Origin of the sequence: Amycolatopsis sp. NBC_01286, from assembly GCF_035982555.1 — a bacterium.
Classification (GTDB): Bacteria; Actinomycetota; Actinomycetes; order Mycobacteriales; family Pseudonocardiaceae; genus Amycolatopsis.
Genome location: NZ_CP108428.1, coordinates 6,816,386 through 6,829,972 on the forward strand (window position 1 = coordinate 6,816,386; position 13,587 = coordinate 6,829,972).

General features: G+C 71.6%; 11 protein-coding genes. 6 read left to right on the plus strand and 5 right to left on the minus strand.

All coding sequences use genetic code 11. The features are described 5' to 3' along the window. Window positions 1-4 precede the first annotated feature (4 nt). Together OG570_RS32145 and OG570_RS32150 are read left to right on the plus strand one after the other, a co-directional pair. Complete coding sequence (locus OG570_RS32145) at window positions 5-1,126, plus strand: endonuclease/exonuclease/phosphatase family protein (RefSeq protein WP_326952811.1); 1,122 nt, start codon at window positions 5-7, stop codon at window positions 1,124-1,126. Then, window positions 1,123-2,061 (plus strand): lysylphosphatidylglycerol synthase domain-containing protein, encoded by a 939-nt coding sequence (locus tag OG570_RS32150; RefSeq protein ID WP_326952812.1) that lies wholly within the window; start codon window positions 1,123-1,125, stop codon window positions 2,059-2,061. Before OG570_RS32145 ends, OG570_RS32150 begins: the two co-directional genes overlap by 4 nt. Here OG570_RS32150 and OG570_RS32155 read toward each other — a convergent pair. Further along, window positions 2,012-4,372, minus strand: coding sequence for an AfsR/SARP family transcriptional regulator (locus OG570_RS32155; protein WP_326952813.1), 2,361 nt, complete (start codon window positions 4,370-4,372; stop codon window positions 2,012-2,014). The two genes, OG570_RS32150 and OG570_RS32155, sit on opposite strands and share 50 nt — an antisense overlap. Window positions 4,373-4,783: 411 nt before the next feature. Here OG570_RS32155 and OG570_RS48390 point away from each other — a divergent pair, with 411 nt between their 5' ends. Next, on the plus strand, window positions 4,784-5,047 hold the full coding sequence (locus OG570_RS48390) for an NUDIX domain-containing protein (protein ID WP_442788202.1): 264 nt from the start codon (window positions 4,784-4,786) through the stop codon (window positions 5,045-5,047). Window positions 5,048-5,070: 23 nt separating this feature from the next. On the opposite strand, the gene OG570_RS32160 is transcribed toward OG570_RS48390, so the two are convergent. The 4 genes from OG570_RS32160 to OG570_RS32175 all read right to left on the minus strand — a co-directional run bounded on the left by OG570_RS32160 (window position 5,071) and on the right by OG570_RS32175 (window position 8,314). Then, window positions 5,071-6,084 (minus strand): HEAT repeat domain-containing protein, encoded by a 1,014-nt coding sequence (locus OG570_RS32160; RefSeq protein ID WP_326952814.1) that lies wholly within the window; start codon window positions 6,082-6,084, stop codon window positions 5,071-5,073. A 207-nt stretch (window positions 6,085-6,291) separates the two neighbouring features. After that, window positions 6,292-6,810, minus strand: coding sequence for a flavin reductase family protein (locus tag OG570_RS32165; protein ID WP_326952815.1), 519 nt, complete (start codon window positions 6,808-6,810; stop codon window positions 6,292-6,294). 50 nt (window positions 6,811-6,860) lie between these two features. Further along, entirely contained in the window at window positions 6,861-7,532 is a 672-nt protein-coding gene (locus OG570_RS32170) for an NAD(P)H-binding protein (protein ID WP_326952816.1), read from the minus strand. Window positions 7,533-7,777: 245 nt separating this feature from the next. After that, the gene (locus OG570_RS32175) at window positions 7,778-8,314 is read right to left on the minus strand and encodes an ArsR/SmtB family transcription factor (RefSeq protein WP_326950209.1); all 537 of its coding nucleotides are present in this window, start codon (window positions 8,312-8,314) and stop codon (window positions 7,778-7,780) included. An 82-nt stretch (window positions 8,315-8,396) separates the two neighbouring features. Here OG570_RS32175 and OG570_RS32180 point away from each other — a divergent pair, with 82 nt between their 5' ends. The 3 genes from OG570_RS32180 (at window position 8,397) to OG570_RS32190 (ending at window position 13,225) form a co-directional block, all read left to right on the plus strand. Then, a complete protein-coding gene (locus OG570_RS32180; RefSeq protein ID WP_326952817.1) occupies window positions 8,397-9,722 on the plus strand; it encodes a M20/M25/M40 family metallo-hydrolase in 1,326 nt (441 codons plus the stop codon). Beyond that, a complete protein-coding gene (locus tag OG570_RS32185; RefSeq protein WP_326950207.1) occupies window positions 9,719-11,494 on the plus strand; it encodes a S9 family peptidase in 1,776 nt (591 codons plus the stop codon). Before OG570_RS32180 ends, OG570_RS32185 begins: the two co-directional genes overlap by 4 nt. Before the next feature lie 264 nt (window positions 11,495-11,758). Beyond that, complete coding sequence (locus tag OG570_RS32190) at window positions 11,759-13,225, plus strand: MFS transporter (RefSeq protein WP_326952818.1); 1,467 nt, start codon at window positions 11,759-11,761, stop codon at window positions 13,223-13,225. Window positions 13,226-13,587 lie beyond the last annotated feature (362 nt).

Here is a 13,587-nt window from a genome sequence, read left to right on the forward strand (position 1 = left end):
CGACATGACCGAAGTCGTGTCCCCTGTGGACACCGAAACCCCCGCACCGCCACGGCGGCGGCTGAGCCGCACGCTCCGGGCCGCCACCGTGCTGTGGGTGCTGTTCTTCGCCGCGCACGTGCTGCTCACCGGGCGCTGGTGGCTGTGGATGTTCGTCGAACCCGTTCCGCCGCTGCTGTTGTTCGTCGTCCCGCTGCTGTTGCTGCTCCTCGCCGCGTCCGTCCGGCCGCGGCCGCGGTGGACGGCGTTGGTGCTCGTCGCCGTGCTGGTGGCGGGCACCCCGCTGGCCGGGTTCGGCGGGGCCGGCCCGGGTACCGCGCCGCGGCCGGGTGCGCCGGTGCTGCGGATCTTCAGCTGGAACACCGGCTACTGGGAGTCCGGGACCGGGTACAAGGACTTCCGCGGCGGCGACGGCACGGACGCGTTCTACGCGTACCTGAAGCAGCAGAACGCCGACGTCTACCTGCTCGGCGAGCACCTGCACTGGAACAACGGGCCCGTCCGGCTCGACGACGAACCCACGCTGCGCGCCCGGTTCCCGGGTTACCAGGTGAACGTCGAAGGCGAGCTGGTCACGTTGTCGCGGCTGCCGGTCGTGGGGACGCACCCGCGGCGCGACGGCCCGGAGCCCGACTCCTGGTACTGGCACGGCAACAAGGCGCAGCGCACCGACGTCCGGGTCGGCGGGTGCGTGTTCTCGCTCTACAACGTGCACCTGCCGCAGCCGGTGGACACCCGGCTCAGCCCGTTCACCGGCCGGTTCTACTCGTTCGCGCACGGGCAGTACGACCGCGTCCAGACCGAGCTGGGCGCCCTGCGCGCGGACCTGGCGGGCAACCGCAACCCCCTGCTCGTGGCGGGCGACTTCAACTCGCCGTGGATGGGCAGCCTCATCCCGCTCGGCGACGGCGTCGAAGCCCGGGACCTCACCGAGGGCGCCCCGCTGCCGTCGTCGTTCCCGCTGGCGGACACGGGGTGGGGGATGCCCCGGCTGTGGCGGCTCGACTGGGTGTTCACCCGGGGTGAGGTGGACGTCGCGCGGTACGCGTTCCGGCCGAACCCGCGGCTGTCCGACCACCAGGCCCAGGACCTGACCGTGTCCCTGCCGTGCGGGTCCGCGCGATGACCGGCCCGGTCCGCGCGGTGCTGCGGAAGGTCCTGGTGGCGGTGTTCCTCTCGGCCGTCGCGGTGGGCGCGGCCACCGTCGTCGCCGGGCACGGCGCGGAGATCGCCGGGCTGCTCGCCCGGCCCGCCGCCAAGTGGTGCCTGGTGCTGGCGCTGCTCGCGCTCGCCGCCTGGCTGCTGCTGGGGGTGCAGACCTGGCGGCGGGTGCTGGCGTCCCTCGGCAGCCCGCTGGGGTTCGCCACCGGGGCCCGGATCTGCTTCGCGGCGATCGCCGGCACGTACCTGCCCGGGCCGTGGTGGCAGGCACTGGCCGCGGCCCACACCGGCCGGCGGACCGGGGTCGACGCGGGGCGGGTCGTCGCCGCCTACCTGCTGGTCGCCGTGATCAACCTGCTCTCGGCGACGGCGGTCGGCCTGCTGGCCGCACCGCTGGTGCTGGGCGCGTCCTGGCCCTGGCTGGTGGTGCCGCTGCTGCTCGGCGCGTACGTGCTGTGGCGGCCGGAAACCGTGCTGCGGCTGACCGATCGGGCGGCCCGGCTGCTCCGGCGCGCTCCACTGGCGGACCGGCCGGAGCCGCGCCTGCTGCGCCAGGCGGTGCTGGTGCAGACCGCCGCGTGGCTCGTGGGCGGCCTGCACCTGTGGTTGCTCGCGTTCGCGCTGGGCGCGCCGCCCGGGCCGGCGCTGGCGGCCGCGGTCGGGGGGTACGCCTTCGCGTCGGCCGCCGGGGCGCTGACCCTGGTGCTCCCCGACGGCGCGGGCGTGCGGGAGCTGGTGATCATCGCCGCGCTGGGGTCGGTGCTGCCGGTGCCCGCGGCGACCGTCGCGGCGATCGGGAGCCGGGTCTGCCTGGTCGTCGCGGAACTGCTGTGCGCGGGCGGCCTGCTGCTCAGCGCGTGGCACGCCCGCCGAGCAGCGGCTCCGACCCGACCCGGCTGAGGAACGCGACACCGCGCAGGCACAGCGTCCGCCCCTTGTCGTCACCGATTTCTTCGAACGCGCGCAAGGCCAGGGCGAGCCGGCCGGACGCCTCGTCGTAGCGCTGCTCGACCATGTCGAGCGTCCCCAGGGAGTACAGGATGACGGCCTCGCCGCGGCGGTCGCCGGCCTGGCGGCAGGCGGTGAGCGCGGTGGTGTGCGTCTCGCGCCAGTCCTCCAGGTGATCGCGAGCCCGCATCAGCCCGGCCAGCGTGACCGCGAGGTCCCAGCACAGCTCGGCGGAACCGAGGTCGGCGGCCTGCCCGACGGCGCGGACCACGCCGGCGCGCTCCGTCTCGAACCATTCCAGCGGGTGGCGGAGCAGCTGGTCGGCGAGCGGCACGGGCAGCGGCCACCGCTCGGCGTCGCCGTGCAGCACGGGGACCGAGTGGCCCACCGCGCGGCTGTGCGCCTGTTCGGCCAGGTGCAGCCAGGCCCCGAGCAGCCGGCTCGAGGCGGCCGCCCGGGTCGCCGGGGTTTCCTTGCGGACGAGCAGTTCGCGGGCGTAGCTGCGCAGCAGCTTCGGGATCCGGTAGTGGGTACCGGGCCCGGATCGGCGGTCGACGGCGACGAGCTGGGCGTCGACCAGCGCCTCCAGGTCGTCGCCCGCCGCCCGGCCCGGGTCGCCGAGCAGCGGCCCGGCGACCCACGTCGGGAAGTGTTCGCCGTCGACCAGGGTGAGCAGGCGGAACAGCCGTTGCGCGGACGGGCCCACCCGGGCACAGGCGGTGGCGATGCCGGGGCGGACGTCGAGCGGCCCGTGGCTCAGCTCGTCGAGGTGCCGCTGCCCGTCGCCGAGGCGCTCGGTCAGCTCCGCGATGCTCCAGTGCGGCCGCGCGGCCAGCCGCTCACCGGCGATGCGCAACGCGAGGGGCAGCCCGCCGCACAGTTCGATCAGGTCGAACGTGGCGGCGGGTTCGGCGGAGACGCGGGCGATGCCCAGCAGGTGGATGAGCAGTTCGGTGGCGTGCTGGATGGTGAGCTCCGCCAGCTCGACCACTTTCGCGCCGGACAGCCCGGTGAGCCGGTGCCGGCTGGTCACGAGCACGCCGCAGGTGGCGGAGCCGGGCAGCAGGGACAGCACCTGCGCTTCGTCGACGGCGCCGTCGAGCACCACGAGGATCCGCCGTCCCGCGAGCGCGCTGCGCAGCCGCGCGGCCAGCTCGTCGCGGCTCCCGGCCGCCGCGGGCACGCCGAGCACCCGCAGCAGCCGTTCGAGCACGGCCTCGGGCCGGACCGGCTCGCCGTGCTCGTCGTCCAGCCGCGCGTAGAGCTGGCCGTCGGGGAACCCGGGCGCGACCCGGTGCGCGATGTGCACGGCCAGCGCGGTCTTCCCGACCCCGGCGCGGCCGGCGAGCACCGCCGTGGCCACCCCGCCCGTGCCGCTGCCGCGGAGCAGACCGGCGACCGTGGTGACGACGTCGTCGCGGCCGGTCAGGTACGGGTTGCCGGCCGGCAGCATGCGGGGGACCATCGGCGCCGCGGCCGCGGGGACGGCGGTGGCCCGCGGCGCGGGCGGGGGATCCAGGGCGGTGTCGTTGCGCAGGATCGAGTCGTGCAGGTCGCGCAGCGCGCCGCTCGGCTCGATGCCGAGCTCGGCGACGAACCTCCGGCGGATGGCGCGGTAGGCGGCGAGCGCGTCGCCGGGCCGCCGGCAGCGGTGCAGCGCCAGCATCAGCTGGTGGTGCAGCTGTTCGCGCAGGGGATGGCGTTCCGCCAGTGGCAGCAGCTGATCGACCAGTTCGTGGTGGCGGCCTTGAGCGAGTTCGACGGTGTGGCACTCCTCGATGACGCTCAGCCGGCGCTCGGTCAGGCTGGTGACGGCCGCGCGCAGGAGGTCGCTTTCGATGCCGCTCAACGGGGCGTCGCCGCGCCAGAGCCCGAGCGCGCTCCGGAACCGTTGCGCCGCCTCGGCCGGCCGGCCCGCGGCGGCGGCCGTGCGTCCCTCGGCGACGAGACGGTCGAACCGGTGCAGGTCGAGTTCGTCGTCGGAGACCCGCAGCAGGTAACCCGGCCGCCGCGTGCCGATGCGCCCGCCCAGCCCCGCTGTCTCGAACCGGCGGCGCAACCCGGACACGCAGGTGTGGATCTGCCCGCGCGCGGTGGACGGCGGCGCGTCCGACCACACGGCGTCGACCAGCCGGTGCACCGGGACCAGGCGATTGGCCTCCAGCAGCAGGACGGCGAGGACGACCTGCTGGCGGCCGGCGCTCAGGCTCACCGGCTTGCGCGAACCGGAGACTTCGAGCGGGCCCAAGACGTGGAAGAGCATGACAAATTCCCCCATTCCGGTGGCCGGCCAAAACGACGAGTGAGATAACGGACATGCTCGGACAACCACCCCAGTCAAGCGATCGTAGCCCGCGGTGGCTGCTTTGTGAATTTCTGTCCGGCAGGACACCGGGGCCGCGCGGACGTGCGCATTCGCCGGGAAGTCGAGGATTTCGACGGCGATCGCCCGGGCGTCGCGGAAGGACGTAAAATTGTTCACCGAAAAGGAGCAGTTTTAACCGGGGCGATTCCGGTCAGTGCTGCCACGGCCGCGGGAATGCGTTGGTACGACTGCCGATGCGGCGCATGCGCCAGCCGGGCTGATCGTCGACGGTGAGCCTGCCGGGGGTGGCCAGTACCGGACACGTGACTGCGTGAATCGCATTCCACGTTCGACGACGGGTGCCGTGGAATGCGCTTTCGGCGGTACCGACGTGACGGAGGGGAGCCGCCAGGGGCCGGATCGAGCCCGGCGAAACCCCCGGAGCAGTGCGTCGCGCGGGAGATCACCGAGGAGACCGGCCTGCCGGCGGAGGTCACCATTGTTCGACACGAATGCCGAGGGTGCCGGCGGAAGAGGCGCAGTCGGCAACCGTCCAAAAGGGACGCTACGGCCAGATTTGACATCGCTGCCTCGGCGACCGCATCGAGGATAATCGGACGGCCGGCGAACTGAGCTGACCATCCACAGAGGACAAGTCAGTGAGCGGTCGCTCGCAGTGCCGCGGCGGCGGCGGACCGGACCGCCAGGTGCGGGTCGGCCAGGGTGTCGGCGAGGAGGGAACGCAGGCCGTCCGGGGCGGTTCGGCCCAGTGCGGTCGCGGCGGTGGCCCGGACGCGTGGCCTGGGGTCGCGTAGTGCCTCGGTCAGCAGCGGGAGCGCCTTCTCGTGGGTGATCCGCCCGAGTGCCGTCGCGGCGCGGGATCGGACCAGCTCGTCCTCGTCCTTGAGCGCATTGGTCAGCGTCCACATGTAGGCCGGGTCGGCTCGTTGGCCGATGACCCAGACGATGACGCGGCGGACGAGCGGGTCGGGGTCGTGGCCGGGCAGGTGGTGCCCCGTGTCGATGCGGGCGAGGATTCGTCCGGCGAGCTTGCGGACACGCCGTTCGCCGGTGGTCCGCAGGACCTGTACCAAGGTGGGCGCGAGCGAGTCGTCGGCCAGGCGGGCCAGGCCGGTGAGGGCGGTGTGGACGTGCCGGCCGTCGCAGGCGGCGGCCAACCGGCCGAGCGCGCGGTGATCGCCGTGCTTGGCCAGTACGCGGAAGGCCCGGGCCCGGACGACGGGGTGGACGTCGTCGGTGGCCTTGAGGCCGGCGGGAGTCGCCAGCGGCCCGCCGATCCGGTTCAGTGCCAGCAGGGCGCTCGTGCGAACGTCGGGCGAACTGTGGTCGAGCAGCGAGACGATCGCCGGCGCGGCCTCCAGTGCTTCGAGCTTGCCCAGCGCTTCCACCACGGGCAACGCGTCGGCGCCGGATTCGCGCAGGATGTCGATGAGCGGGCCGGTGGCCTCGGTGACGCGCAGGTTGCCGAGGACTTCCGCGGCCGCGAAGCGGCCAGGGCGGCGGTGGCGGAGGTGCTCGATCAGCACCGGCGCGACCCGCGGGTCGCCGACCCGGCTCAGGGCGCGGGTGATGTCGTGCACGGCGCTGGGATGTACCTGGCCCAGTGCGTCGGCCAGGACGTCCAGCCGTCTCGGGTCGCTGGTCTGCACGACGGTGGCGGCGGGGTCGGACAGTGCTGTTCGGGTGGGCCGCCAGGGTGGTCAGCCAGGCCGGCCCGGCTGGGTCGGACAGAACCGTGTGCGCGTGCCGGCAGAGCGCCTTGTGCGGGTCAATGCGTGCCGTCGGCCATTCTTCCGGCTTGCATGACTTTCAGTATGACCGGCCGCACCAACGAGATTCGCCCCAACGATCGGCACTCACGACGCCCCCACTGCGAGCTCGTCGGTCTCGAGGCGGCGGAACCGGCTGCCGTGGAAGACCAGTGGTGGGACGTCGGGGTCCGCGTGCAGCCCGTGGACCTCCAGGAACACGACCGTGTGGTCGCCGGCCGGCACCTCGGCCTGGATCGAACAGTCGAACCAGGCCGAGGCGCCGAGGACGAACAGGGCACCGTCGTCGCTCGCCTGCCAGTCCACGCCGGCGAACCGGTCGCCGGTCTTCGCGGCGAGCCTGCGGCCCGCCGCGGCCTGGTGCTCGCCCAGGACGCTGAGACCGAGGCGCGGGGAGGCTCGCAGGGCCGGCCAGGTGGCCGAGGCGTTCCGCACGCACACCGACAACAGCGCGGGGTCCAAGGACACCGAGGTGAACGAGCTGACGGCCATCCCGGCCGGTTCGCCGCCGGACAACGCGCACAGGGCCGTCACGCCGCTGGGAAAGCACGCGAATGCCTTGCGCAGAACCGTTGCCCGGTCGTCGATCGAGTGGACGGTGATCACGGAAGCCTCCCCAGGACTCGGCTGCGCGGCAGGTCGCCGGCAGCTTCGCGCTAGACGTCGATCGCCTTCTCGATGGGGGTATCGCCGCCGACCACCACGTAGATCCGGCCGGCGGTGCCGGGCCGGTCGATGAGCTCCACGAGCACGGCGGCGACGTCTTCCCGGGCGACCTGGTCGAACCGGGCGCGCTTCGGCGCGATCGGGTTCCCGGCGGTGAGTTCGACGGTGCCGTCGCCGTCGCCGTCGGCGAGCACGCCGGGCCGCAGGACCGTCCAGTCGAGCTTGTCGCGATCGAAGATGTGCTGTTCGGCGGCGCGCTTGGCCTGCAGGTAGACGGCATACCCCTCGCCGATGCCGGGGTCGTCGGCACAGCCCACGTTGATCGAGCTGACGTGCAGGAACCGCCGCACACCAGCCTGTTCCGCCGCGTCCATGACCAGCACCACGGCGGCCCGGTCCATCCGGTCACGGCGCGCGGCGGTGGCGGCGTTGCCCGAGCCGGCCGAGAAGACGGCGACGTCCGCGCCGGCCAGGGTGGCGGCCACCTCGTCCACAGTGGCGTGCTCGAGGTCGAGCACGACGGCTTCCCCGCCGGCCCGTTCGACGTCGGCGACGTGCCGGGGATTGCGCACGATGCCCAGGACCGAGTCGCCGCGGCCGGCGAGCTGCCGAGTCAATCGCAGGGCGATCTTGCCGTGGCCGCCGGCGATGACAATCTTCATTCCATGCCCTTTCTTGCGGAAGGTCTGCCGGGAAACGAGCCCGGAAGATCTTCCCTCAATTCTTCCCATTGTCGTCGTCTTCGGGCGTGGGTTGCCGAAATGCTCGGCGGCCCACGCCATCGGATCCTGCGGTGTGGGTGACGGCCGCGGAACCTGTGCTGTGCCAAGTGAGAGCGGACGCGACCGACAGTCGTCTTCGTCCGGTGGCGGAACGAAATCAGTCAACCATCGGGCACGCCTATCGGTCAATCGGCGTTGTCGTCACTCTTCCGTGGGGCATGGTCGAGTTGCGCCTGGGCGGCGAGCGACCACAGGTAGCTCAGCGGTTCGCCATCGGGTTCGTCGGTGTACTCGGCGATCAGTTCCTGCATCCGGCGGCGGAGCGAGTCGACGGACTCCGGGCGCAACCGGAGGACGCCCCGCTTGGCGCCGCGGCCGGAGTCCTTTCCGGCGGCGATCAGTTCGGCGCGGTGGGCGCCGAGCACGGCCAGGTCCACCTGCTGGCCCAGGCCGGCGTCGTCGGGCATGATCGTCAGCCCCCAGGTGCGCGCGGTCGCGCGATAGGGCCGCTGCAGTGCGCCGTTCTCCCCGGTGCACACCGGTTCGGCGGCCAGGAAGTTCGTCTTCACCAGGGCGCGGATGTGCCGCAGCGTGGTCGCGGGAGCGAGGTCGAGCTCGACCGACAGCTGCTTGTTGGTCAGCGAGCGGTTCAGGCACAGCCGCAGGATGCGCCAGCGGACCGGGTGTCCGAGCGCCTTGAGTTCTTCGACAGTCGCTTCCACGGACTGCACTGTACCTTGCCAAGCCGTCACCAGTTTGCTTGACTAACATCGATATCAGTTTCTGCAATCAGTTGGAGGTCCGGTGATCGAGCAGCTCAGGGCGTGGGTGAACGACCGGGACCTGGTCGCCGAGCTGGCGGACTGGATCTCCCGGCCGAGCGTGAGCCGGACCGGCGAGGGCATGGCCGAGGCCGCGGCACACGGTCTCCGGCTGCTCCGCGCGTCCGGTCTGGAGGCGCGCGAAGCCGAGACCGGTGGCTGGCCCGCGCTGATCGGGACGGCGGACGGACCCGGGCCGCACGTGCTGATCTACGGTCACTACGACGTGCAGCCGCCCGGCCCGCTCGAACTGTGGACGACGCCGCCGTTCGTGCCGTCGATCCGTGACGGCCGGATGTACGGGCGCGGCACCGGCGACAACAAGGGACAGAACCTCGCGCAGCTGCTGGGGTTGCGTGCCCTGCGGGACCTCACCGGCGGATACCCCTGCCGGGTCACGGTGCTGCTCGACGGCGAAGAGGAGATCGGCAGCCCCAACCTCGCCGCGGCCGTCCGCCAGGTCGGCCGGCCCGATCTGGTGGTCTGGAGCGACGGGCCGGTGCACGACTCGGGCCGGGCGTGCGTGGTCCTCGGGATGCGCGGAATCCTCATGTTCGAGCTGCGTGCGCGGGGCGCGAACCGGCCGTTGCACTCGGGGCACTGGGGCGGCGTCGCGCCGAACCCCGCGTGGGCACTGGTGCAGCTGCTGGCCACCATGCGGACGGCGGACGGGGTCGTGACCGTCGCCGGGTTCGCCGACGACGTCGCGCCGTTGAGCGACGGGCAGCGTGCCGCGCTGACCGATCTCCCGGTGGACCTGGCCGGAACACTCGAAGCGATCGGGGTGACGGGCATGGAGCCGCCGGCCGGCTTGGGCTTCCACGAACGCCTGGCGGTGCCGACGCTGACCGTGAACTCGTTGAGCTGCGAGGACTCCGGGGACCACCGCGCGGTGATCCCGGACGTCGCCGTCGCCCGGTGCGAGGCCCGGCTGGTCGGCGGTCAGACCCCGGCGCAGGTCGCCGAGGCCATCCGGCGGCACGTCGAGAAGTACGCTCCCGACGTCGAATTCGTGCCCGACGCGGCCGTGGCCCCGTCCACCACGCTGCCCGAAACCCCTTACACCGGAACGATCGTCCAGGCGGTCGAGGACGTGCACGGGCAGCGGCCGCTGCTGCTTCCCTCGATCGGGGGAAGCCTGCCGATCGCGGTGCTCGGCGACGGGCTCGCCGTTCCCTGTTACGGCGTGCCCATGGCCAACGCCGACGAGGCCAACCACGCCCCCGACGAGAACCTCGACCTCGACTTGTTCCACCGGGGGATCGTCACCGCGGCGACGATCCAGCTCGCGCTGGCGGCGCACACATGACCGTCTGGGGTGCGTGGCCGGCGAAAGACGGCTTCGCTTACGTCGGCGACGAATCCGGCCGGCCGCAGCCGTGGTTCCAGACCTGGGCGGGGGAGCGGCGGATGTTCCCGATCGACGGCGCGGTCACCCGGCTGGCGTGGCGGCCGGACGAGTCGCGCCTGCTGGTCGTGACGGACGTGACCGGCGGCCAGGACTACCGGCTGGCCGAGCTCGATCCCGGCACCGGCGAGGTGGAGTGGCTGGCCGCGGAACCCGGTGTCCGGCGCGAGATCGGCGTGCCGTATTCGAGCTCGAGCCGTCCGTACAGCCCGGACGGCCGGCTGCTCGCCTACGCGACCAGCGCGCGTGACGTCACCTGCCTGGACGTCTACGTGCGGGACCTGACGACCGGCGAGACCAGGATGGTCCTCGAGGGCGACGACCGCTACGTGCCGATGTTCTTCTCGCCGGACTCCCGGTACCTGCTCGTCCTGAGGTTCCACCAGAACACCGACCACGACCTGTTCACCTGCGATCTCGAGACCGGCCGGATCCGGCACCTCACCCCGCACGAGGGCCCGGCGAAGTACCAGCCGGGTGGGTGGAACGAGGACGGCATCTACCTGTGCACCACGGAGGGCCGCGACTTCCTCGGGGCCGCCCTGCTCGTCCCGGGCCGGGCGCTGGAGTGGATCGCCACGCCGGACGCCGACGTGGAGAACGTGATCGTGGGCCCGCAGGTCGTCTGGGCCCTGCCGCAGGACCAGTGCACGATCCTGTGCACGTCGGAGACCGCGGTCGAACTGCCCGGATTCGCCTCCCAGCCGTTCGGCTACGACGGCTACGTGCCGCGGTTCGCCGGAGACCGGCTGCTCGCCCAGGTCGGTGCCGGCGACCGGGCGACCGAATTCCTGCTGGTGGACCCGACCTCCGGCGAGACGCGCCCGCTCACCGGCTTCGGCGACGGGCTGCCGGACGACCTCGTCGCGCCGGAAACGGTCCGGTTCACCGGAACCGGCGGGCTCGAGATATCCGGGCTGCTGTACCGCCCGCGTCCGGTGGCCGGTCCCGTTCCCGCGGTGCTCAGCATCCACGGCGGTCCGGAATGGGCCGCGCTGCCGGTCCACGACCCGCTGATCCAGCGGCTGGTGCGAGCCGGAATCGCCGTGCTGACGCCGAACGTACGGGGGTCGACCGGGCGGGGGCTGGCCTACCAGCGGCTGATCTACCGCGACTGGGGCGGCGGTGACCTGGCCGATTTCGAAGCCGCCGCGGGTTTTCTCCGGAGCCTCGACGGGGTGGACGGCGACCGGCTCGGTGTCCACGGGATCTCCTACGGCGGGTTCGCGGCGCTCAGCTGCCTGACCAGGCTGCCGGAGTACTGGCGGGCCGGTGTCGCGATCTGCGGGCCGGCCGACCTCGAAGAGGACGTCCGGTCCCTGCCGCCGACGTGGAGCCGGCGGGTCGTGGAGTGGATCGGGGACGTCGGTGATCCGGCGGATCTGGCGAGGCTGAGGACGGCGAGCCCGCTGACCCACGCGGCCGAAGTCCGGGCGCCGCTGCTGCTGGCCCACGCGGTGAACGACACCACTGTCGGCATCAACGGCACCGAGCGGTTGTACGAGACGCTGACCGGGCTGGGCAAGACCGTGCGATTCATCCGCCTTTCCCGCGGCCATCTCCCGGACGACCGGGCGGAACGGGACGAGCTCGACGCCGCGGTCGTGCAATGGTTCCGCGACCACCTCGAGCCGCACCCGGCCGAGGTGAAAACGACCGCCGGACACCGATAGCCGGCACCGAATACGACCGAGGGGGTCAAGCGAACACCGAAAACACCTGGCGCCCGTGACCGCCGGAGTGCGAGAATAGAACGCGGCACTGTGTTGCCCCTGCCCGCCGGATGCCGGCGGGCCCATGATCCGCAACGGCGCGGGTTCTCTTTCCCATTGTAGCGGCACTGTCCACTTGGGACAAATCTTGACCTCACGCTTTCCGGAAATTTCGTCGACCAGCTCGGCCCGAAGAACCCACCCCCAGAAAGGATAGGCACAAAAATGCCTCCTGCTGTCGCCGGCGCCGAGACGCCGTCCCGCCGACGCCTCGGCTGGATCCTGGCCCTGCTGGCTTTCGCCCAGTGCATTTACGCCATCGACTACAGCATCGTTTTCGTGGCGCTGCCCGACATCGGTTCCGGTGTCGGCTTCTCCGCGCACACCCTCCAGTGGGTCGTCAGTGCCTACGCCGTCGCCTTCGGCGGCTTCCTGCTGCTCGGCGGCCGTGCGGCCGACCTGTTCGGCCGCCGCCGGGTGTTCGCCTTCGGGCTGTTCCTCTACGCGGTTTCCTCGCTCGCCGGCGGGCTCGCGAGCGACCCGACGGTCCTGATCGTGGCGCGTGCTGTGCAGGGGATCGGTGGCGCTTTCCTCGCCCCGGCAACGCTTTCCCTGGTCACCACCACCTTTGCCGAAGGACCGGAGCGCAACCGGGCGCTGGCGATCTGGGGCGGTGCCGGCGGCAGCGGCATGATCCTCGGTTCGCTGCTCGGCGGCGTGCTGACCGGCGCCTTCGGCTGGGCGTCGATCTTCTTCGCCAACGTCCCGCTCGCCGGTGGTGCCATGCTGCTCACCTTCTTCATCATCCCGAAGGACGCCGACCGGCAGGGCGCCCGGCGCAAGTTCGACCTGCCCGGTGCGCTGACCGCGACCGTGGGGGCGACGCTGCTGGTGTTCACCCTCGTCCAGGGACCGGTGTCGGGCTGGACCTCGCCGCCGATCCTGATCGGCGGGGCCATCGCGGTGATCGTGCTCGCCGGGTTCCTCGTCATCGAGGGTCGCGGCCACGACCCGCTGCTGCCGCTTCGCCTGTTGCGCAACCGGAACCTGAGTACGGGTACCGTCGTCGTCTTCGTGTTCATGGGGACGTTCGGTGCACTGCCCTACTTCTACACCGTCTACTTCCAGTCGGTGCTCGGTTACAACGCGACGCTGAGCGGGATCGCCTTCCTCACGCCGTGTGTGGGCGTGCTGATCGGCAACCTGTCCGGCGGGAAGCTGGTCACCCGGCTCGGGGCGCGCACCACGCTGATCATCGCGCTGATCACCGGGGCCATCGGCACTGCGGCCTTCGCGGTCACCATTTCGGCGACCGGTTCGTACCTGGCGCTGGTGCCGGGTGTGTTCGTCCTGAGCATCGGCCAGGGCACCATCTTCACCGCGATGTACTCGGCGGCGACCACCGGTGTCGCGGAAGAGAACCAGGGCATCGCCTCGGGGATCGCCTCGACCGGCCAGCAGGTCGGCGCCGCGGTCGGGCTCGCCGTTCTGGTGGCGGTCCTGAACGCCGGGCACGAGGGGCTGACCGGTGAGGCGTTGCGCGTCGCCACCGCCGACGGGCTGCGCACCACCATGTGGGTCACCGTGGCGGGCATTCTGCTCATCGTGCTGGTCACGCTGAACTTCCGGCGGCCGCCGGCGGCTCCGGTGGCCGAACCCGAGAAACAGGTTGACCTGAATCCGGCCGTCTGACCGCACGGCTCGAACCGCAAAAAGGGTGATTCCGCCTCGTGCTCCCACGAGGTGGAATCACCTTTTTGCTTGTGCATGAGCGTGAGCAGCGGAATTCGATCGTTTGATCGAAACTATCCGGACGCCGTCCGGTGCCGGCCGTTTGACGGGCGGCACAATTGGTTGACATTGCATATATTCCCTGTTTATGCTGGAAATCTGTTCGAAGGTGGCGGAGCCATGGGGGGTTCGTTGATCGAATATCGAAAGATCAATTCCGGACGCTGTCCCTTTCGAACCCTTTGAGTGGCACGCTCGGTGCGAATATTCTTCAGCTGACGACCCTGGGGGGTTCTTTGCTCTGCCGTCGATTTCCAAGACAT